The following is a 19675-nucleotide window of genomic DNA, read 5'->3' as shown; positions in this document are numbered from 1 at the left end:
CACGAGGGCAATATCGGCGCGAACACGGATGAAACCGCGTTCGCGCCGCTGGTCGGCGCTCTTTTTGGTGGTCACTTGGGTGACGTATCGGGCTGGCCGGGGGACCCGGAACCACGCGGTGTTCCCCGAGGTCAGGTGCGTTCTCCGGGGCAGGAGCCGAAAGGAGCAGGAACAGCGGCACTCGGAGACGACGCGCGAACTCGTCGGTGTCACCACCGAACCGTTCCCGCTCCGGGGCGCACTCGCGGAGCGCCGTTGGTGGGCGCCCCGCGTGGGCGGCCACGAAAACGCGGTGGATCCGCTCGGCGGCCCCTGCTCTCCTCGGCAACGGAGTGGAGGCACCGAGACGAACGACGCACAGGCGGAGATCGCGCGAGCCGTCGAGGGCGAACCGCGCCTGCACCGGCCCGAGGTGCGCGCCTCCCCACAGGCGGCCGGGGAGCTCCTGGACCCGGAGTTCGTCGGGGTGGGGCAGCCATGGCGCAGATGGGACCGGGCGTCGATGCTCACGGATCTGCCCTCGATGACTCCCGGGGACTCGGGGCCGGCGATCCGGGTCGAGGACATGCGCGGAACCCGGCTCGCCCCGGGACTGGTGCACCTGACCTGTGCCGCCGTGGTCGACGGCCACAGGGCTCTGCGCAGCGCCCTGTGGTGGCGCGACGGGCACGGTCGGTGGCGGACGCTCCACCACCAGGGGACGCCCTGTCCGCAGACGCGCGGGTCAGGCCACCAGGACGGGGGCGAGCCGTTCCAACTCGGTGACGGCGGCGGCGATCGAGGGACGTTCTCGGGCTCCGGCGCGGGTGAAGGTGAGCAGTGAGCGGGCCGGGACCGGAGAGCCCTCCAGCCGCACGCGGGTGACCGGTAGGTCGGGGGACAGGTCCGCTGACCTCGGCACCAGCGCCACCCCCAGGTCGTGGGCGACCAGAGCCGCCACGGAGCTCCACTCCAGCGCCTGGTGACGGCCCTGCGGGGTGAACCCGACCGCCGCGCAGGCGGTCATGGCGTGCGCGTGACAGGTCGTGTCCGGCCTCGGCAGCACCCAGGCCTCCCGCGCGGCCTCGACCAGCGGCACGCTCGTTCGCCCGGCGAAGCGGTGCCCTTGGGCGACCAGGAGGTCGAAGGGGTCCTCGAACAGGGGCGCCTGGTCGAAGCGGGTGTCGTCCAGCGTGGGGGTACCGGGGGCGGACTCCACGATGGACAGGTCGATGTCACCCCGGAAGAGCAGGTCGAGGCTGTCTCCGGGCTCGGATTCGATGATCCGTACGTCCAGGCGCGGATACGCCGTGCGCAGAGCAGCAGCCATGGGCGCCAGCAGCCGGGTCAGCACGACGGGGAAACCCGCCACCCACAGCGGCCCGGCCGGTTCCGCGTCCAGCCCGCGCATCTCGATCTCCGCCCGCTCCCAGCGGGCCTGGATGGCGTCCGCGTGCTCCAACAGACTTCGCGCGGCCGGCGTCAGCCGCACACCGCGCCCCTGGGGTTCCAGCAGCGGCACCTCCAGCTCCTTGGCGAGCAGCCGGATCTGCTGCGAGGCCGCCGAAGGCGTGAAGTGCAGCGACTCGGCGGCGGCGGTCACCGTTCCGTGGTGGGCCACCGCCCTGAGGATGCGCAGTCGACGAAGATCGATCATGTAGTTGATTCTTCAGAGTGTCATCCAGAAAATCAACCTGGACCGCGAGGGTCCCCGGGCGTGATGCTGGATCGCGGAAGACGACGGCGAACCTGAGGTGCTCGATGAACAGTGTCTGCCCCCACTGCGGATGGCCGGACGAACAGCCCTTCGCGGTGCTCTCCCAGCATCGGACCGGCACGGGGCTGACCGTGTGGTCGCGCTGTGTCTGCGGCTCGACCCAGGTCCGCGAGATCGGTCTCGCGGGCACGCGGATCGTCTCCCGGGGGCGGCCCACCAAGGACCCTCGCGCACCCGGCTGCAACGCCTGAGCGACCCACCGGAAGTGTGACGGGGGTTCGTCCCCAGGAACAGTGCGGAAATCGTGGTCGGGGAGCGGTCCGCGATACGGTTACGGGCATGGGGAACACACCGGCGCGACCGTCCACTTCGGCCGAGGACTACGTGAAGGTCATCTATGACCTCCAGGAGCGCGGAACCGGACCGGTGACGATCTCCGGGATGGCCGAGCGACTGTCGGTGTCCAATTCGTCGGTGTCCGGGATGCTCCGCAAGCTCAACGAACTCGGCTTCGTGGAGCACCAGCGGTACGGCAACGTCAGCCTCACAGAGACCGGCACCAAAGCGGCCCTGGCGGTCCTGCGCCGCCACCGGTTGCTGGAGACCTACCTGGTGGCCGAGCTGGGCTACTCCTGGGACGAGGTGCACGACGAGGCCGAGATCCTCGAACACGTCGTTTCGGACAAGTTCGTCGACCGTATCGCCGCCCACCTGGGAAACCCGGTGGTGGACCCGCACGGCGACCCCATCCCCACCCGTGAGGGCGTCATTGTCGAGCGCGAGTCCGTGCTGCTCTCCGAGGCCGAGGCCGGTACGACCGGCGTGATCGCCCGGGTCAACGACACCGACCCCGAACTCCTGCGCTACCTCGCCGACATCGACATCGGTATCGGCATGCGGGTGGAGGTCGTGGAGCGGCTGCCCTTCGCCGGTTCCATCCAGATCGCGGTCCGCCCGGAGAAGGGCGAGGAGGAGCGCGAGCAGGCCCTGGGGCTGGTCGCCGCCGAGGCCCTCTGGCTCAGCCCCGAGGAGTAGCGGACCCGGCACCACACCGAGGTGGGGTGCCGGGCGGGCTGCTCCTAGGCCAGGGGCCGGACGCCGGGACGACCGGCATCGATGACGAACCGGGCCCGGTCACGGATGGGCGCGCCAGGCCTGCTCACGTAGTCCACCACCCGGTAGTCGGCGGTCCACTCCGTGGGCGTGACGGTGTTGCGCACGTAGCCGCGGCGGCGGTTGATGAACTTGATGTGCGGGTTCTCGGCCAGCTGGACCGCGTCGCCCGGGTTCTGTTCGGCGCCGTCCTGACCGCTCGTGAAGGAGGTCCCCACCAGTTCGGTGGCCACCGTCCTTGATCCCGGGTCGTCGAAGTCGGCCTTGACGTCCACCACGTAGTTGGCGTGCACGTCGCCGGTGAGCACGACCGGATTCGACACCCCGGCGATCTCGTCCCGGACGCTGTCCCGCTCGACCCGGTAGTTGTCCCAGGCGTCGTCACTGAAACTGGTCGAGTCTCCCTCGGCGAAGTCGCGCTGGGAGAAGAACACCTGCTGCGCCAGGACGTTCCACCTGGCCTTGGAGTCCGACAGTCCTCTGGACAGCCACCGGCGCTGGTCGGCGCCGAGCAGGGTGCGCCCGGGGTCGTCGCGCTCGGAGTCCTCCACCTGCACGTCCCGGTACTGGCGGGTGTCCAACAGGTGCATGTCCACCAGGTTGCCGAAGGTCAGCCTGCGGTACAGGTGCAGGTCGGGCCCGGCCGGGCGCTGGGCGGCGCGCAGCGGCATGTGCTCGTAGTAGGCCTTGAGCGCGTGCTCGCGCCGGAGCAGGAACTCCTCCGGGGGAATGTCCTCCTCGTAGGAGGTGTCGTCGGCCCAGTTGTTCTCCAGTTCGTGGTCATCGAAGACCACCGCCCACGGGAAGGCCGCGTGGGCGGCCTGGAGGTCGCGGTCGGTCTTGTACTGGGCGTGCCGCAGCCGGTACTCGGCCAGGGAGCGGATCTCCACCTCGGGGACGTGGCCGCGACCGATACTGCCCTGGTCGGGGGTCTCGTAGATGTAGTCGCCGAGGAAGGCGACCAGGTCCAGGTCCTCCTCCGCCAGGTGCGCCTGGGCGGTGTAGTGGCCGTGGGTGTAGCTCTGGCAGCTGGCGAACGCGAAGTCGAACCTGTTCACGCGGGCGCCCGGAACAGGCGCGGTGCGGGTGCGGCCGACCGGGCTGATCTCGTTGCCGACCCGGAAGCGGTAGAAGTAGTCCGCTCTGGGGCGCAGGCGCTCCAGCTCCACGTGGACCGAGTGGGCCTGGTCGGGGCGGGTCTCGACGCTTCCGGACGCGGCGAGGGTGCCGAAGTTCTCGCTGTGGGAGACCTGCCACTCCACCTCGACGGCTCGGTTGGGCATGCCGCCCAGGCCGTCTTCGGCCAGGGGGTTCGGGGCGAGCCGGGTCCACAGGACCACGCCGTTGTGGAGGGGGTCACCGGAGGCGACGCCCAGGGTGAAGGGGTCGGAGATCGCGGGGTTTCGGGGGATCGAGGTGGCCGCGAGCGCGGAGGGGGTCCCGAGGGAGGTGCCCAGTGCGGCGGCTCCCAGCGTGACGGCTCCACCGACCAACGCCTGGCGGCGGGTGGCTGCGGGCCCCGGGAACAGCGTGGGGGACTGATCGGGGGATGCGGGTGTACCCGGCATGTACGGTCTCCTGGGTTCGAGCGGCGGACCGCCCCGGAGTGCCCGGGACGGGAGCAACCGTGGTCCATCCGGCCATGGAAAGTGGTACGACCCAACGCCTACGCGGTGAACATTACCTCCGCTTCGGTGACGGCAAGGTTACTGAGGGTCGCAGCCTGGGTGTTTCGTCGACCCTGGGATATTACGATCGCTTACGTTCTGGCCCCACCCCCTCAAGAGGTCCGCATGGGTTACGTTCTCGAAGCCGTGATCGCTCCGCCGTCGCTCCTGCGGGCGGGCGGCCCGGACCTCCTCGAGGTCGGGTTCGTCACTCTGAGTGAGGGGCTCGCGTTGGTGCCCGTCACCGAGGCGCTGGCCTCCATGGACGACCAGGCGGCCGAGGCCCCCTCCGGTTTCGTCCGCCTCACGGTCCCTCTGGTGGAGCGCGTCACCGCGTGGTCGGCTCGGGGGCCGCTCGCCTACGTCGAGGCCGACTTCTTCGGCGGCACGGGCTCCCAGAGGGCGGTCGTGTGGGACCGGGGAGTGGTGGACCTGGGTCCACTCCATCAATCAGAGGGCGAGCCCACCCCGGAGGAGGGGACCCCGATCTCCCGGGCCCTGCGCCGGCTGGGGGTGGGTGTCGGCCCCGACGAGCGCGACGAGTTCGACACCGCCGGGCTGGGTGCGCACCGCTCCACGGATGCCTGGGCACGGCAGGCGACGCCACTCGGGGCGTAGGCGCGGCGCCGGGGGAGTGGACGGCTCCACAGCTACGGCTCCACAGCTCTCGGCCCGCGACTCGGACCCGGGTGCATGGAGGACCCGCCGAGCCGGGCCCGACGGGCGGCCCGGCTCAGGTCAGGCGGACGACGTGTTTGCCCCGCACGCCACCGGCCTCCAGCGCGCGGTGGGCCTCGGCGATGTCGGCCAGTTCGTGCACCGTGTCCACGACCGGGCGCACCTCTCCGCGCTCGACGTACCCGGCCAGGTCCCGGAAGAGCGGCGTCTTCGGGTTGCCGCTGAAAAACATGGTCCGGCGAGACCGCAGGAGTGTCGCGCCCGCCAGGCGCACCGCCGAGGAGAGCGACCCGACGGACACCGCCACCAGACGCCCCCTCCGGGTCAGGAGCCGTTGGTAGTCGGGCAGGTCGGTGGCGACGATGTCGATGATCACGTCGAACCCCTCCAGCCCGGCCAGCTCGGCGGGGCCGGTGGAGGCGTAGTCGTACGCCTCATGGGCTCCCAGGCCGCGGACGAAGTCCAGGTTGCGCGCCGCGGCCAGCCCGGTGACGTGCGCGCCCATGGCCCTGGCCAGCTGGACGACCGCGCTGCCCACCCCTCCGCTGGCGCCGCGCACGAGGACGCGTTCACCCGGTCTGACCCGTGCCATGTCCCGCAGCGCGGTGATCCCCGTGGTACCACCGGCCAGCAGCGAGACCGCCTCGACCGAGTCGAGACCGGCCGGGCTGAGCGAGACCCGTCGGGGACGCACGGCCACGTACTCCGAGGTCGCGCTACCTCCGGCTCGGCCCTGGACACCCCACACCCGGTCTCCCACGGCGGGCCCCCTCACCCGCGCGCCCGCCTCCACGACCTCCCCGGCGAAGTCGATGCCCATCCCCTTGGGGAAGCGCCTGCCGGTCACCAGCGCGAGCCGTCCGGAGCGCACCAGCAGTTCCCCGCCGTTCACGCTGCTGGCGTGCACCCGCACCAGGATCTGGTCGGGGCCAGCCACCGGACGGGGGACGCGCCCCTCATAGAGCACCTCGGGCCCTCCGTAGCCGTCGTATCGGGCCGCACGCATCTCCATCGTCTTCTCCGTCCGTTCCGGTCCTGGGGGGAGGGTGGCAACGGTCCCGCCCCGCCTACGCTCCAGGTAAGCATCGAAACGGAGGGGACACTCCGTTTAGCGGTAAAATGAGAGGCATGCCGAACGAATCCTCTCGGAAGCCGCGCTCGGACGCGCTGCACAACCGCCGACGCATCCTCGACACCGCCCGGGCCGCCTTCCTGGAGGGCGGGATCGAGGTGTCGATGACCGAGATCGCCCGCCGCGCGGGGCTCGGCATCGCCACGCTCTACCGGCACTTCCCCCACAAGGACAGCCTGGTCCACGAGGTGTTCCGGGGGCAGCTCGACGTCTGTCTGGCGGGCCTGGAAGAGGCCGCCTCCGACCCCGACCCCTGGCGGGGCTTCCGCTGGTTCATCGAGGAGCTGTGCGCGATGCAGGCCCTCGACCGGGGCTTCAACGAGGTCTTCCGAGCGGCCTTCGTCGGCGGGGCGGTGTTCGACGAGGCGCGGATCAGGGCAGAGAACACCTTCGCCGACCTCGCCCTCCGCGCCAAGGCCGCAGGGAAGCTGCGCCCCGACTTCGTCCGCGACGATCTCACCCTGGTGATCATGGCCAACAGCGGCGTCAGCGCCGGCTCCGAGGAGGACGCCGTGGCCGCCTCCCGCAGGCTCGCCGCCTACCTGATCCAGGCGTTCCAGGCCACACCCGAACATCGGCCGCTGCCACCCGTACCGAGGCTGGGCCCGCACCCGGCGCTGCGCGAAGCACGCTGACCCCGACCCCGAGGGCCGTCTCCCCATACTGAGCGCGTGAAGCGACGACATCAGGTCCTGGCTCCGGCCGAGGCCGGTCCGAGACGGGGCCCCGGGCACCACCGGGTGGCCGCCATCCCCGGTGTCCGGGTCCGTCCGACCACGGCGCGGGCACCTGCTCCCCGCGTTCAGGAGCTGAGCGCCTCCGGGTCAGCGGGTTGACGTGAGCGGGGCAGCGTGTCGAGCACAAGACGGTAGGACTCGGTCACCAGCTCCTCGACCAGCTTCGTGTCGATCGAGTCGCCAGGAGCCAGCGTGATCCAGTGCCGCTTGTTCATGTGGTATCCGGCGACGATGTCCGCGTACGCCTCCCGGAGCGTTTTCGCGTCGCTCGGATCGGCCTTGACGATCACGACGGGCTGACCGGCCACGACCCGCGCGTCCCGCACGCGGGAATGCCGCGGAACCTCGGTCATCAACATGAACCATCTCTCGTGGACTCTGAAGGCCTCCCAACCGGGCTCGAACGAGTACACCGTGGTCTCCGGCAGGTTCTGGGCACACTCTTCCGCCGCCTCCTGCAGGGCCTTTCCGTCCACCGTCGGGACCTCCTCATCAACACGGGGCAGCAAGCTCGGGCGCCGAACCCCGAGCGAGCCGAATCGCGCCCGGCGTTCCCGCGCATGATCCGTACTTACCCCTGCTGAACAGGCGCGATTCCGGCTCCAGGTACATGGCCCAGCACCTGCGCACCGGCACGGTGAGCTCCTCGGCGGCCACCGCCCCCGCGAACTCGCCCGCACCGGTGGTTCGACCAAGGGTGGTGTCCCCGTAACCCAGCAGAGGCCGCCGAGCACCGCATCGTGCCCGAGACCGAAGTGATCGGGGGCCGCGCAGATCAACGACGCCCACGAGCGTGTTCTGGCCTCCGACGTGCGGTACCGGTTCGTCATCGACCCCTCGGCCTTCGCCTGAGTCGTCGCCGGGTGGCCCCGCTGCATCGCTGTACTGGGGCCCCGGAACTGTTCGCCCCAGTACTCGGCCCGAGGATCACACCGACCTGTCCGGCGACGAAACCCGCCGCCAGCGGGACCTCCTCGGTGTGGGAGGGGAACCGGCCCTGGCTGGAAGAACTTCAGCCTGAGCGCGAAGCCGGGCCCGGTCGCGCCGTTCCTGTCGCGATCAGGGCCGGTCGCCCACCGAGGGTCCACTGGTCACCCGGTTGTTCGGGGGCCAGTCCTGGCGCATGCGGGGGTACTCCCGGACCACGACGGTCAGTGGGGGAGGGCGCCTTCGATCCGTCGGCACCTCCGACTGACCCGGCGAGCGAACTCCTGGCCGATCCCCCGGCCGACCTGGCGATCCCAAGCGAACCAGCCGCTCCGAGGTGCGTCTCCACCTGTGCCGGGGCCCGAGGCCCGGGCCCTGGCGCGGCGGGGACTGGTTCCGCCGCGTCGCGTCGTCTGCCCGAGGACGGTGGGTCACGAAGTTCGGGCCGTAGGTGACGAGGAACCACCTGCGGCCCGACCGCTTTCCCACGCCCCCTGTTCATCCCCTTGCGTCCGTGAATAGCATCGTTTGTTGTGACACACCAGACGACGGACACCGCGAACAGCGAAGGCCCGCGTCTCGCGTCCGTGCGCGGGATCAGCGTCAGTTACGACGACCGCGGCGCAGGATGCCCCGTCCTGTTCGTCCACGGTCACCCCTTCGACAGGACCATGTGGGAACCCCAGGTCAGAGCACTGGCCGGGCGCGGTTACCGCACCATCGCCCCCGACCTGCGCGGATACGGACGCAGCACCGTGGTACCCGGGGTGACCTCGATGGACACCCTCGCCCGTGACCTCGCCGCCCTCCTCGACCACCTCGAACTCGACGTGGTCAACGTGGTCGGCCTGTCCATGGGCGGGCAGGTCGCCCTGGAGCTGTACCGGCTCTTCCCGGACCGCGTGGACTCTCTGGCCCTGGCCGCGACCAACCCTCTGCCCGAGACCGAGACCGGCAGGGCCAAACGCAGGGCGATGGCCGCCCGCCTGCGCGCGGAGGGCATGCGCGGCTACACCGACGAGATGCTGGTCGGCATGATGACCGCCGCGAACGTGCGGGACCAGCCCGCCGTGGCCGACCACGTGCGCGCCATGATGTACGCCGCCCCGCCCGAGGGCGTGGCCGCCGCTCAGCTGGGCCGGGCCGAACGACCCGACCACACCATGCTGCTCAGGCACATCTCGGCGCCCACTCTGCTGGTGGTGGGCCAGCACGACGGCTTCACCCCGCCCGGGGGCGCCGAGCTCATGCACGTGCGCATCGCGGACTCGGTGGTGGAGATCATCGAGGGCGCGGGACACCTGCCCAACCTCGAACGCCCGGGACGCTTCAACGAGGTCCTGCGCCGCTTCCTGGAGCAGGCCCGGACCCGCCCCCGCGACCGCTGAACACGCCGTGACCCGGTGTGGGGGTCACGGCGGCGTACTCGTGGTTCAGGCGGGGGTCCGCTCGACGGGGAGCCACAGCTCCCCCGAGGCGAGGTCTCCGTCGTACTCCACGCTCAGCAGTTCGGGGCCGTGCCGGTACCGGTAGGCCGGGTTGGAGGGGAACCACTCGCTGGCGGCGTACACCCAGAGGTGCTGGATCGCTTCGGGGAAGCCGAGCCGCTCGAAGGGGAACACGACCCAGGTCCCCTCGGGCACGTCCACGGCACGCATCCCCTCCGGGGTCCCCGACGCCGACGTCGCGGCGGCCAGGTGGAAGTCGACGTCGCTGCCCTCGCGCCGGTCGGGGTCGTGCGCGACTGTGACCGAGAGGGCGCCGCGCGGTTCCTGGTCGGACAGCTCCGCCAACCTCTCGTACACCTCGTCGCCCAGACCCAGGACGAACTCGGTCATGGGCTGGTTGACGCCCTCCTGGACGAGCGGAACCCGGATTCCGGGACCGACCAGGCGGAAGGCGCCCTTGTCGACGATGCGGTAGCGCATGGTGGTGTTCCCTTCGATGGTGAGGCGGAAGGCCAGCCGTGACTGGGAGTTGAGCGCCGCGCCCGTGCGCCGGGCCTCGCCCGGGCTCATCCCGTGCATCGCCCGGAACGCCCGTCCGAAGGCCTCCGCGGACCCGTAGCCGTAGCGGACCGCGATGTCGAGCAGGGTGTTTCGACCCTCGATCACCTCCGCCCCGGCCAGGGTGAGGCGGCGCCGACGCACGTACTCTGACAGCGGCATCCCGGACAGCGCCGAGAACATCCGCCGGAAGTGGTGCTCGGAGGTGAGCGCGGTCCGCGCCATGGCGGCCACGTCCACGGGTTCGCCCGGATCCTCCTCGACCCGTTCGAGCGCCTCGTTCAACCGGTCCAGCACGTGTGCCTCCCTCTTCCACCACCGACGTTAGGGACCCGGCCCCGCCCCGACCCGACAGTCGCCGTTCACCTCCGGTCAGGTCCACCGAGGCGCCCCTCTGCTGGCAGGAGAACCTTCTGTCACCACCGCCTGCCACGCTCTACGGTGCCACTCCGAGCCCCCCACCCCCTTCGGAAGGTCACATGTCCCAGAACGTCCCGCACAAGGTCCCGGACGAACACGGCCGCCGCGCACCGTTGGGCGCACGCTTCCACCAACTCCTGGGTGCGGTGGGGCTGGGCAACCTGGGCGACGGGATCGCGGTGGTGGCACTGCCCTGGTACGCCACCACGCTCACCGATGACGCCCTCCTGGTCGCGCTGGTGGGTGCGGCCACCCGGCTGCCGTGGTTGTTCCTGGCGCTGGTCGCCGGGGTGGTGGGCGACCGAACGGACCGGCGTCGCCTCATGGTGCGCGCCGGTGCGGCCAAGGCGGTGCTGCTGGTGCTCCTGACCGCCGTGGTGGTCCTGGGTGTCGGTTCGATCCCCCTACTGGTCCTGATCGCGCTGCTGGTGGGCACGTGCGAGGTGTTCTTCGACAACACCGCGCAGTCGATGGTGCCCTCGGTGGTGTCGCGTCCGCAGCTGGAGCGGGCCAACGGGCTCCTCCAGGTCGTGGAGCGCGTCCTCAACAAGTTCCTGGGCGCGCCGCTCGCCGGGGCGCTGCTGGCAGTCTCCACCGCCTGGGCCTTCGGTGCCCAGGCCGCCCTGGTCCTGCTCGCGGTCGTGTGCCTGGTCGGCATGCGCGGCGACTTCCGTCCGGCGGCGGAGGACACGCCCGGGGAGTCTGCGGACCGGCGGTCCTCGGTCGGAGCGATGCTGCGCGAGGGGCTGGTGTGGCTGTGGCGGCACCCGGTCCTTCGGCCGCTCGCGCTGGTCTCGGGGGCCTCCAACCTGGCGGCGGCGATGAACGGGGCCGTGCTGGTGCTCTTCGCCCAGGAGGTGCTGGGGGTGGGTGCGCAGGGCTACGGTCTGCTGATGACCGTCACCGCCTTCGGAGCGGTCACGGGCGCGCTCGTCGTTCCCTCCCTCACGGGCCGGATCCACCCCTCCAGCGCCATGGTGGTGGTCCTGACGGTCCTGGGGGCGACCGCGCTGGCCGTGGGCCTCCTGCGCTCCGTACCGGTCTTCGTGGTCTGTTACTTCCTCACTGGGTTCGTCTCCACCTGGTGGAACATCACCCTGATCTCCCTCATCCAGAGACTGACCCCCGACCGCCTGCGGTCCCGGATCTTCAGCGCGCACCGCACCGTCTCCTGGGGGCTGCTGTCGGTGGGGATGGGCCTGGGCGGAGCCCTGGTCTCCGTGTCCGAGGGGCCGTTGGGTCGCGAGTGGGCGCTGGCCGCCCCCTTCGTCACGGCGGGGCTGATCGGCCTGGCGCTGGCGTTGGTCGCCCGTCTGGTGCTCGGTCCGGCGCTTGTCGACCGTGCCCTGTCCGACGCCGAGGCACGGGGCGAGCCCGGGTCCGGCTCACGGCAAGACTGACCCCCGGAAAGGGATGATCGGGAAAAACCTGGAAATCTTCGGGCAACATCCGTGTCTGGATCGACGCGGCGCCCTTCCAACCCGCACCATGGCCCCACAAGATGGCCCGCAGGCCGACCCCGAGAAGGAGGTGGGCGGGGCGGGGTACACACGCCCCGCGGACTCTATGGACCTTGGTTTTCTGCGACCTCTGTACGAAAGCGACGGCCCGGTGGCCTCGGTGCACCTCGACACCAGTCGGGACACCACGGACGCCGACAAGAAGATCGAACTGCGCTGGCGCCACCTGCGCGAGGAACTGGAGGCGCTCGGCACCGACGCGGCCACCCTCGACGTTCTGGAGGAGGCCGTCGGAGAGGGCAACTCCCGCGCTTTCGGTGACCACGGACAGGCACTCTACGCCTCCGAGGGAAGGCTCCTGGGGGCGCACACCCTCGCTGTGCCGCCCTCACAGGACCGGGCCTCGTTCCTGCCCGTCCCGGACACCCTCCCACTGGCGATCGACCGCGGCCGCCGCCTCCCCTACGTCCTCGTGGCCCTGGACCGGGTCAACGCCAAGGTGTTCGCCTACCCCAGCCACCCCACGCGCGGCCCCGTCATGGAGGCCGCCAACGAGGGTGAGAACATGCAGAACATCGACGGGGCCAGCCGTATCTTCCCCGGTCAACGCGGTGACGCCGGGGGACGCCGCGCCGACACCGGCACCGCGCAGGACCGGTGGCGGGGCAACGCGGCCCAGGTGGCGGACCTGGTCCGCGAGGCGGTGCGCAGGGTGGACGCGGCCGTGATCATCGCCGGTGGAGACGACGAGGCCATCGCCTACCTGCGCGACAACCTCGGCCCGCGCCAACTCACCATCCCCATCAAGGTGGTCTCCGGCGGGCGCGGCGGCACCGACGCCGAGGAACGCCTGCACGAGAACGCGGAGGAGTGCCTGCGCGAGCTCATCCACGAGGAGCGGACCCGGGTCTACTCCGACTACCAGCGCAAGCTCGCGCACGACCAGGCGGTCAAGGGCACCAGCTCCATCCTGCCGATGCTGTCGGAGGCCCGGGTGGAGACGCTCCTGCTGGGAGCCGACCGGGAGAACGAACCCCAGCTGTGGGGCTCCTACCACTCGCCGGTCCTGGTGGACACCTCACCGCGCGGCCTGGACGACCCCAACGCCGGGTTCCAGGCACCGGCCAGCGCGCTCATGCTGCGGGCGGCGGTGATGTCCGACGCCGACTTCACCGAGCTGCCCGTGCCCGCACAGAGCGTGGACACCCGCACCGACCGCGAGACCCCGGACTCGGACGCCGGGGCCACGCTGCGCTTCCCCAAGCAGTAGCGTCCCGCGCCCCGCTCCTGCTCCCGCAGGGGCGGGGCGTTCTCACGCCCGGGTTCAGGAGTCCGCGAACACCCCCAGTTCGTTCCCGCTGGGGTCGGCGAAGTGGAAGCGCCGCCCACCGGGGAAGTCGTAGGGGCCCTGGAGGACACGGCCGCCCGCGCGTTCCACGTCCGCGACCGTGCGGTCCAGGTCCTCGGAGTAGAGCAGGACGAGTGGGCCGCCGACACGTACCTCACCGGCCGGGTTGAGACCGCCCACTTCCGAGGAGCCGTCAGCCGAGCGGATCCCCGCGTACGCGGGACCGTAGTCGTTGAACCGCCACCCGAAGGCCTCGGTGTAGAACCGCTTGGTCTCCGCCAGGTCGGTGACCGGGATCTCCACGTAGTCGATGGTGTGATGCCGCTGATCGCTCATACCCGGCATTGTCCTCGACGGGGCCGACAGAACGGGGCATCGTCCGACGGGTGTCGGAACTCCCCGCTCCACGGCCCCGACCCTGCGGTCAACCCCACCCCACCTCGGCGGACCGCCCCATGGCCGGGCCGGGGCACCGGTTCCTCACGTTGTGGACGACACCTCTGACCCGGCCCGGACAGCCGTCCACCGGACCTCGACGCCGGTGCGAGCCCCCCGTACCGGTTGCTTCCTGGCCGAGGCGGCGGACCGCCCGGGGTTGAAGCCGGAGCTCTCTGCCCGCTCCGTCGTGGCCGGTGCGTGACAGGCCACGAGCGGTGCCGCCGTTGCGCCCGAACGCCTGGTGGGAGGCGTGAACCCGCTTGGCCAGCCCGGATGGCGCGGTTGGTGGCCGGCCTACGTGGGATCGGCCGCCAACGACATGATGAAGCGCTCGGCCGCGGCGTCGACCTCGGCGTCGGGGGTCAGCAGCCCCTGGAGCAACAGACCCCGCAGACACGAGATCGCGATCAGGCTCCGCTGCCTCGCGTCCGTCGGCGTGGATCCGTCGCGAAGAGCCGCCTCTTCGAGCAGGCGCGCCAGGTCGTCGATGTCGGCGACGAACTCCTGGAACGCGTCGGGCTCGTAGACCGCCAGTCCGACCAGGTGGAAGAAGGCACGGGTTCGATCCTCGTGTGCGGCGTTCGAGTAGTAGTTCCAGATGGCCCTGCACAGGGGAACGAACCCGAGTTCGTTGTCGGCCGCGGCAATGACGAGGTTGTCGCGGCGGCGCGCCTCGGACAGTACGGCTCCCAGAAGACCAGGTCGCGATCCGAAGTGATAGGTCAGCAGCGTGTGGTGCACATCGAGCCGCTCCGCTATCTGACGCATCGACAGGTTCGAGCTGGGGCCGCTCTCGCCGAACTCACTGAACAGCGCCTCCAGGAGGCGCTCCTTCCCTTCCCCGACCGGCGATCTCACGCTACCTCCGTTGACATCTTCACCACTGTTGAGTACATTATCGCACATCGAATTCACCAGTGTTTAGGACAGTGGGCGCAGCCTCCACGAGGAGGTGCCATGGCCATTCATGGTCCGTCGGCGGCACGGTCGCGGACGGATCGGTCACCGAGTCGACCGCGGTCGACTCGGGCCTGGCGGTCGGCACTGTCACGGCGATGCTCGGCCGCCGAGCTCACCGCCGACATCTTCGCCACCGCGGCCCTCAGCCTCGACGCGGACCTCCTGTGCGGTGTCAGCCCCGCGGGCGCGGCTGCGACGGTGCCCCCGGGGCACACCAGGCGCCGTGTGTCACGGGCCGCGTCGTGGGGGGAGACGACCGTCGCAGAACGCGGTCGGCAGGGTCGTCCGGCGGCGGGACCCACTCCAGGACGCAACGGTGTTCACCGAACCGGACATGACCGCCCTCGACGTGAGGGCGACCGCATCGCGAAAGGAGAAGCTCGATGAGCGAGATGTTGCACGGCTGCCTCGCAGACACGGAGTACCTGGAGGTCACGGCGGAGTCGGGGCACAGCTACGGCGTCTGGGTGACCACACCCCCTGGCTACGCGGACTCCACGGATCCCCTGCCGTTGGTCTACGTGATGGACGGCAACTACGCCGTGGGCCTCACCGCGCCCCTCATCGTCACCCAGGCGGACCCGTATCTCGCGATCGCCCCGTACATCCAGGTCAGCGTCGGCTACGCCGGCGAGGAGGCCGCACAGTGGGCACACCTTCGCAACCGCGATCTCGTGCCACCTGGAGAACCCGTCGGCGGCGAGACACTGACGACCCTCGCGGCGGCTCGCGACTCGGGTGCGATGACCCAGGCTCAGGTGGACGCCTACCTCGCGGAACTGTCGGACACCCACGCCGACGTCTTCCTCGACTTCCTCGCCAACGAACTCCACCCTCGTCTGCGGTCGCGGCTGCGCGTCAGCGAGTCCGGGCACGGACTCTTCGGCTACTCCTACGGAGGTCTCTTCACCCTCTACGCATGGCTGCGCGGGACGGCCCCGTTCACGACCTTCGGTGCGGGCAGCCCCGGTGTCGTGGGGCCGGACAGCCAGGTGTTCGACCTGGTCGAGGCCCTGACCGAGCGGGGTGCGGACTCGGCCGCTCCACGGTTGCACGTCACGCTGAACGAACTCGAACTGCTGGGAGACGTTCCGATCTATCGCGGGCTGGCCCGCAACGTCCTCTCGGTCGTGGAAGCGCTACACAGCAAGGGACGATCGCAGGACGTCTCGAGCGCGATGTTGCAGGAAACGCACGTCACCGGCCTACAGGCATCGTTCCTGAGCTACCTGAAGACGTGCTTCACGCGCTGAGCCGACGGTGAGCAGGGCGCCCACCCACACGAGGCCGCCCACGTCTGCGGCCCGAACCGAACGACCAGGTAGGCGCCCGACCCCGGCGGGGCGGGCGGGTACGCGACGACGTCCGCGCCGGGTGTTCTCGGCGTGGACGTCGCGCCCAGCCACCAGCGGGGCGGCCGCGAAGCAGGCACCGTCGGAGTTGCTCCCGCACCTCGGAGGCGGGGAAGCGTCGCGACTCCCGCCGAGTACGCGACTCCCGCCGAGTACGCGGGTCCTGCCGGGGAGCGGCGGGGTACCCCCCTTGATGGCGAGCCCAGCCCAACCTAGGGTCGGTGGTCACGCCCTCACTCACAGTGAGACCCCCACTCCGACACGGAGGTCTGCCCCGTGCCCACCCCCCGCACCCGACGCCTGTCCCTCTGTCTGGCCGCCGCAGGAGCGGTCGCGCTGACGGCCTCGGCACTGCCCGCGCACGCCGAGCCCGTCCGAGCCGACGTCCGGGTCTCGGACGCCCCCGCCCTGGAGGAGGCCCTGGCCAACGCCCAGCCGGGACAGACCATCACTCTGGACAGCGGTGAGTACGTCGGCTCCTTTGTCGCCACCACCCCCGGGACCAGCGGCGCCCCCATCACCCTGACCGGCCCCTCCGACGCCGTCCTGGTCAACGACGAACCCATCTCGGGCAGCGGCTGCCCCGCCCCCGACACCCACAGCAGCGGCTACGGCCTGTGGTTCCACGAGGCCGACCACTGGAACGTGCGGGGCCTCACCGTCGCCGACTCCAAGAAGGGGGTCGTGATCGACCGCTCCGACCACGTCCACCTGAGCGACCTGGCGGTGCGCGGCACGGACGACGAGGGCGTGCACTTTCGCAGCTCCAGCTCGGACGGTTCCGTCCGCGACTCCCGCATCACCGACACCGGCCGCGTGCAGCCGGGCTTCGGTGAGGGCGTCTACCTGGGGTCGGCGCACAGCAACTGGGGCTGCTTCGGGGGCGACGACGGCGTGGACCGCAGCGACCGCACCGAGGTCACCGGCAACCACTTCGGTCCCGACGTCCGAGGAGAGCACCTCGACATCAAGGAGGGCACCCGCGACGGCCTCATCTCAGGGAACACCTTCGACGGACGGGGCATCTCCGGCCAGAACTTCGCGGACAGCTGGGTGGACGTCAAGGGCAACGGCTACGTGTTCGAGCACAACACCGGGACCTTCGAGCGGCCCGGGGTGTTCGCGCACGGCTACACCAGCACGCAGCAGGTCGACGGCGCGGGCTGCGGCAACGTCTTCCGCGACAACCACTCGGACCTGGGCGGGGTGGGCGGCTTCGCGATCGCTCTGTGGAGCCAGTCCGACTGCGCGGGTGAGCCCAACGTGGTGCACGCCTCCAACACCGTCAGCGACGCCACCCGTGGGCTGACCAACATCGAGGTCACCCCCTGACGACCGACGCGAGGCGCCCCCGTCCGAGTGGGACGGGGGCGCCTCGCGATCACGGCGACCGGCGGGGGATCAGCCCTGCTCGGCGACCAGCTTCTCGGCACCGACCAGGCGCACACACACGGCCAGAGCCTCGATGGCCTCCTCCAGCGCGTCCAGCTCCGGGAAGGAGGGCGCGATGCGGATGGTGCGGTCCTGCGGGTCCTCACCGTAGGGGTGGGTGGCACCGGCGGGGGTGAGCGCGATCCCGGCCTCGGCCGCCCGGCGCACCACCTCACGGGCGCAGCCGTCCAGCACGTCCAGGCGCACGAAGTAGCCGCCCTTGGGGGTGGACCAGGTCGCCAGACCGGTGCCGCCGAGGCTCTTGGTGAGGATGCGCTCCACGGTCTCGAACTTGGGCTCCAGCAGCTCGCGGTGGCGGCGCATGTGCGCGCGCACGCCCTCGGCGTCACCCAGGAACATGGCGTGCCGCAGCTGGTTGATCTTGTCCGGGCCGATGGAGCGCTTCCCGGCGAGCCCCTGGTACCAGCTCACGTTCGCGGGTGAGGAGCCCAGGAAGGCCACCCCGGCACCGGCGAAGGTGACCTTGGAGGTGGACCCGAAGACCAGGGCGCGGTCGGGGTTGCCGCTCTCGGCGCAGGCACCGAGGAGGTCGGCGATCTCCACCTCCTCGTCGGTCAGGTGGTGCACCGCGTAGGCGTTGTCCCAGAAGATCCGGAAGTCCGGGGCGGCGGTGGGCATCGCGGCCAGGCGTCGCACGACCTCGTCGGAGTAGGAGACACCGTCGGGGTTGCTGTACTTGGGCACGCACCAGATGCCCTTGATGTCGGCGTCGGTGCTCACCAGACGCTCGACCACGTCCATGTCGGGGCCCTGGTCGGTCATCGGCACCGGGATCATCTCGATGCCGAAGCGCTCGCACAGCGCGAAGTGCCGGTCGTATCCGGGGACCGGGCACAGGAACGCGACCCGCTCGGCGTCCGCCCAGCGTCCGGTCCCGCCGGGAACCGTGCCCAGGAAGGCGTTGGCCAGGCAGTCGTGCATGAGCTCGAGGCTGGCGTTGCCCGCCGCGATCAGCTGCTCGACCGGGACCTGGAGGAGGTCCGCGAAGATCTCCCGCAGCTCCAGCAGGCCCTGGGGGGCGCCCGCGTAGTTGCGGCAGTCGGTGCCGTCTGCGGCGGTGTAGCGGCCTCGGGGCAGTTCGAGCAGTTCGGCGGACAGGTCCAGCTGGCGCGCGGACGGCTTGCCCCGGGTCAGGTTCAGGGAGAGTCCACGCTCGACCAGGGCGGCGTGGTCGCGCCGGGCCGACTCAAGGAGCTCGGCGGGCGGTGTGGGGCTGCTTGCGGTGGTCACGGGATGTTCCTTCCGATGGGACGCCCCCGGTGCGACGCGCGTCGTGGAACGGGGCGCACGGGGTTTCGCACAGGAATTGTCCCAGATGACGGCGGCGCAGTCCCGGTCAGGTCGTCACCCTCGGTTCTGGCGGGCGCGTCGGGCGGCGCGCTCCTCCAGATGGTCGGTGTCCAGGGCGGGGTCGCAGAAGGGTCCGCCGACGCGGTCGTGGGGCGGCCGGGTCGGGTCGGGTTCGTCTCCTTCGGCCCCCAGGAGCGCGGCCGCGTGGGCCTCGGCGTCGTCCCGGGGTTCGTAACCGAGCTCACGCGCCCCCTCCAACGACCACCAGCGGCGGGTGTTGTCCGACACCCCCCACACCAGGCGGAAGCCCGGGGCGGGGTGGGCGATGACCGCCTCCATCAGGCGGGCGCAGTCGTCGGGGGAGAGCCAGGTCGCCAGCATGCGGGTGTCGGTGGGGAGCGGCTGGCACGACCCGATCCGCACGCACACCGTGTCCAGCCCGTAACGGTCGTGGTAGAGCCGCGCCAGGGCCTCCCCAGCGACCTTGCCCACCCCGTAGTGGGTGTCGGGGCGGGGGAAGGCGAACTCCCCGGGGTCACCGTCACCGCGAGGGTGGAAGCCCACCGCGTGGTTGGAACTGGCGAAGACCACCCGGGGGCCGCCCGCACGGCGGGCCGCCTCCAGGACCTGCCGGGTCCCGTGGACGTTCACCTCCAGGATGTCCTCCCAGCGCTCCTCCAGGCTGAACCCGGCCAGGTGGATGACGGTGTGGGCGCCCTCGAAGGCGGAGGTCATCGCGTCCAGGTCCGTGACGTCGGCGCGGACCGTTTCCACGGCCTCGCCCTCGGCGGCGGGCGGGGGTTCGACGATGTCCACGAGCCGCAGGAGTCGCCCCGGGCGGACCAGGCGCGGGCGCAGGAGGGTGCCCACGACCCCTGCGGCGCCGGTGATCACGACGGTCTGGAGTGGGTCGGCGGTCCTGTTCATGTCCGGTGTCGCCTCCGTCCGGTGTTCCCTCGGGTGGGGGAGGCGGGGTCCTCCTCGCCCGGCGTTCCCGTG

Annotated in this window: 18 protein-coding genes; 9 read left to right on the top strand and 9 right to left on the bottom strand. The window is 71.0% G+C overall.

What is annotated here, in order from left to right; genetic code table 11:
• Positions 1-724 precede the first annotated feature (724 nt).
• Positions 725-1636: a LysR family transcriptional regulator gene (locus ADX84_RS13335; protein WP_082206481.1), complete on the bottom strand. Its 912-nt coding sequence runs from the start codon at positions 1634-1636 to the stop codon at positions 725-727.
• Between the two features lie 104 nt (positions 1637-1740).
• On the opposite strand from ADX84_RS13335, the gene ADX84_RS13330 reads away from it, so the two are divergent.
• Together ADX84_RS13330 and ADX84_RS13325 are read left to right on the top strand one after the other, a co-directional pair.
• Positions 1741-1947 carry a hypothetical protein gene (locus ADX84_RS13330; protein ID WP_049573091.1) on the top strand — a complete coding sequence of 69 codons (207 nt, stop codon included), beginning with the start codon at positions 1741-1743 and terminating at the stop codon, positions 1945-1947.
• Positions 1948-2035: 88 nt separating this feature from the next.
• Complete coding sequence (locus ADX84_RS13325; RefSeq protein ID WP_049573080.1) at positions 2036-2731, top strand: metal-dependent transcriptional regulator; 696 nt, start codon at positions 2036-2038, stop codon at positions 2729-2731.
• 44 nt (positions 2732-2775) lie between these two features.
• On the opposite strand, the gene ADX84_RS13320 is transcribed toward ADX84_RS13325, so the two are convergent.
• On the bottom strand, positions 2776-4377 hold the full coding sequence (locus ADX84_RS13320) for an alkaline phosphatase (RefSeq protein WP_049573078.1): 1602 nt from the start codon (positions 4375-4377) through the stop codon (positions 2776-2778).
• 225 nt (positions 4378-4602) lie between these two features.
• Between ADX84_RS13320 and ADX84_RS13315 the strand changes: the two genes are divergently transcribed.
• Positions 4603-5094: a hypothetical protein gene (locus tag ADX84_RS13315; protein ID WP_053107288.1), complete on the top strand. Its 492-nt coding sequence runs from the start codon at positions 4603-4605 to the stop codon at positions 5092-5094.
• A 115-nt stretch (positions 5095-5209) separates the two neighbouring features.
• Here ADX84_RS13315 and ADX84_RS13310 read toward each other — a convergent pair whose 3' ends face one another.
• Complete coding sequence (locus ADX84_RS13310; protein WP_082206483.1) at positions 5210-6160, bottom strand: NAD(P)-dependent alcohol dehydrogenase; 951 nt, start codon at positions 6158-6160, stop codon at positions 5210-5212.
• Between the two features lie 122 nt (positions 6161-6282).
• Here ADX84_RS13310 and ADX84_RS13305 point away from each other — a divergent pair, with 122 nt between their 5' ends.
• Positions 6283-6921: a TetR/AcrR family transcriptional regulator gene (locus tag ADX84_RS13305; RefSeq protein WP_049573073.1), complete on the top strand. Its 639-nt coding sequence runs from the start codon at positions 6283-6285 to the stop codon at positions 6919-6921.
• 167 nt (positions 6922-7088) lie between these two features.
• On the opposite strand, the gene ADX84_RS26640 is transcribed toward ADX84_RS13305, so the two are convergent.
• Positions 7089-7853 (bottom strand): MmcQ/YjbR family DNA-binding protein, encoded by a 765-nt coding sequence (locus tag ADX84_RS26640; RefSeq protein WP_234003954.1) that lies wholly within the window; start codon positions 7851-7853, stop codon positions 7089-7091.
• Between the two features lie 630 nt (positions 7854-8483).
• On the opposite strand from ADX84_RS26640, the gene ADX84_RS13295 reads away from it, so the two are divergent.
• Positions 8484-9338: an alpha/beta fold hydrolase gene (locus ADX84_RS13295; protein WP_049573069.1), complete on the top strand. Its 855-nt coding sequence runs from the start codon at positions 8484-8486 to the stop codon at positions 9336-9338.
• A 45-nt stretch (positions 9339-9383) separates the two neighbouring features.
• On the opposite strand, the gene ADX84_RS13290 is transcribed toward ADX84_RS13295, so the two are convergent.
• Positions 9384-10253 carry an AraC family transcriptional regulator gene (locus tag ADX84_RS13290; RefSeq protein ID WP_049573067.1) on the bottom strand — a complete coding sequence of 290 codons (870 nt, stop codon included), beginning with the start codon at positions 10251-10253 and terminating at the stop codon, positions 9384-9386.
• A 182-nt stretch (positions 10254-10435) separates the two neighbouring features.
• Here ADX84_RS13290 and ADX84_RS13285 point away from each other — a divergent pair, with 182 nt between their 5' ends.
• Positions 10436-11776: an MFS transporter gene (locus ADX84_RS13285; RefSeq protein ID WP_049573064.1), complete on the top strand. Its 1341-nt coding sequence runs from the start codon at positions 10436-10438 to the stop codon at positions 11774-11776.
• Between the two features lie 166 nt (positions 11777-11942).
• Positions 11943-13106 carry a hypothetical protein gene (locus ADX84_RS13280; RefSeq protein ID WP_049573062.1) on the top strand — a complete coding sequence of 388 codons (1164 nt, stop codon included), beginning with the start codon at positions 11943-11945 and terminating at the stop codon, positions 13104-13106.
• A 54-nt stretch (positions 13107-13160) separates the two neighbouring features.
• Here ADX84_RS13280 and ADX84_RS13275 read toward each other — a convergent pair whose 3' ends face one another.
• Together ADX84_RS13275 and ADX84_RS13270 are read right to left on the bottom strand one after the other, a co-directional pair.
• Positions 13161-13520 carry a VOC family protein gene (locus tag ADX84_RS13275; RefSeq protein ID WP_049573059.1) on the bottom strand — a complete coding sequence of 120 codons (360 nt, stop codon included), beginning with the start codon at positions 13518-13520 and terminating at the stop codon, positions 13161-13163.
• Positions 13521-13916: 396 nt separating this feature from the next.
• On the bottom strand, positions 13917-14480 hold the full coding sequence (locus tag ADX84_RS13270; RefSeq protein ID WP_049573058.1) for a TetR/AcrR family transcriptional regulator: 564 nt from the start codon (positions 14478-14480) through the stop codon (positions 13917-13919).
• A gap of 485 nt (positions 14481-14965) precedes the next feature.
• Here ADX84_RS13270 and ADX84_RS13265 point away from each other — a divergent pair, with 485 nt between their 5' ends.
• Positions 14966-15835: an alpha/beta hydrolase gene (locus ADX84_RS13265; RefSeq protein ID WP_049573055.1), complete on the top strand. Its 870-nt coding sequence runs from the start codon at positions 14966-14968 to the stop codon at positions 15833-15835.
• 375 nt (positions 15836-16210) lie between these two features.
• Complete coding sequence (locus ADX84_RS13260; RefSeq protein ID WP_199776585.1) at positions 16211-17266, top strand: NosD domain-containing protein; 1056 nt, start codon at positions 16211-16213, stop codon at positions 17264-17266.
• Positions 17267-17335: 69 nt separating this feature from the next.
• Here the strand turns inward: ADX84_RS13260 and ADX84_RS13255 are convergent, their stop codons facing one another.
• Positions 17336-18616 (bottom strand): aminotransferase class I/II-fold pyridoxal phosphate-dependent enzyme, encoded by a 1281-nt coding sequence (locus tag ADX84_RS13255; RefSeq protein ID WP_049573051.1) that lies wholly within the window; start codon positions 18614-18616, stop codon positions 17336-17338.
• A gap of 114 nt (positions 18617-18730) precedes the next feature.
• Positions 18731-19603 (bottom strand): NAD(P)-dependent oxidoreductase, encoded by an 873-nt coding sequence (locus ADX84_RS13250; RefSeq protein WP_049573047.1) that lies wholly within the window; start codon positions 19601-19603, stop codon positions 18731-18733.
• Positions 19604-19675: the final 72 nt, after the last annotated feature.

The sequence above is a fragment of the Nocardiopsis sp. SBT366 genome (genome assembly GCF_001083815.1).
Taxonomy (GTDB): Bacteria; Actinomycetota; Actinomycetes; order Streptosporangiales; family Streptosporangiaceae; genus Nocardiopsis; species Nocardiopsis prasina.
The sequence above is the reverse complement of the archived record's forward strand: the minus strand, read 5'-3'. Positions and strand labels throughout refer to the sequence as shown.

Excerpts from the sequence above, each read along its gene's own strand:
- ADX84_RS13330 (WP_049573091.1), top strand. The coding sequence starts at position 1,741 with ATGAACAGTGTCTGCCCCCACTGCGGATGGCCGGACGAACAGCCCTTC.
- ADX84_RS13335 (WP_082206481.1), bottom strand. The coding sequence starts at position 1,636 with ATGATCGATCTTCGTCGACTGCGCATCCTCAGGGCGGTGGCCCACCAC.
- ADX84_RS13280 (WP_049573062.1), top strand. The coding sequence starts at position 11,943 with ATGGACCTTGGTTTTCTGCGACCTCTGTACGAAAGCGACGGCCCGGTG.
- ADX84_RS26640 (WP_234003954.1), bottom strand. The coding sequence starts at position 7,853 with ATGACGAACCGGTACCGCACGTCGGAGGCCAGAACACGCTCGTGGGCG.
- ADX84_RS13320 (WP_049573078.1), bottom strand. The coding sequence starts at position 4,377 with ATGCCGGGTACACCCGCATCCCCCGATCAGTCCCCCACGCTGTTCCCG.
- ADX84_RS13250 (WP_049573047.1), bottom strand. The coding sequence starts at position 19,603 with ATGAACAGGACCGCCGACCCACTCCAGACCGTCGTGATCACCGGCGCC.
- ADX84_RS13315 (WP_053107288.1), top strand. The coding sequence starts at position 4,603 with ATGGGTTACGTTCTCGAAGCCGTGATCGCTCCGCCGTCGCTCCTGCGG.
- ADX84_RS13325 (WP_049573080.1), top strand. The coding sequence starts at position 2,036 with ATGGGGAACACACCGGCGCGACCGTCCACTTCGGCCGAGGACTACGTG.
- ADX84_RS13310 (WP_082206483.1), bottom strand. The coding sequence starts at position 6,160 with ATGCGTGCGGCCCGATACGACGGCTACGGAGGGCCCGAGGTGCTCTAT.
- ADX84_RS13285 (WP_049573064.1), top strand. The coding sequence starts at position 10,436 with ATGTCCCAGAACGTCCCGCACAAGGTCCCGGACGAACACGGCCGCCGC.
- ADX84_RS13265 (WP_049573055.1), top strand. The coding sequence starts at position 14,966 with ATGAGCGAGATGTTGCACGGCTGCCTCGCAGACACGGAGTACCTGGAG.
- ADX84_RS13305 (WP_049573073.1), top strand. The coding sequence starts at position 6,283 with ATGCCGAACGAATCCTCTCGGAAGCCGCGCTCGGACGCGCTGCACAAC.
- ADX84_RS13275 (WP_049573059.1), bottom strand. The coding sequence starts at position 13,520 with ATGAGCGATCAGCGGCATCACACCATCGACTACGTGGAGATCCCGGTC.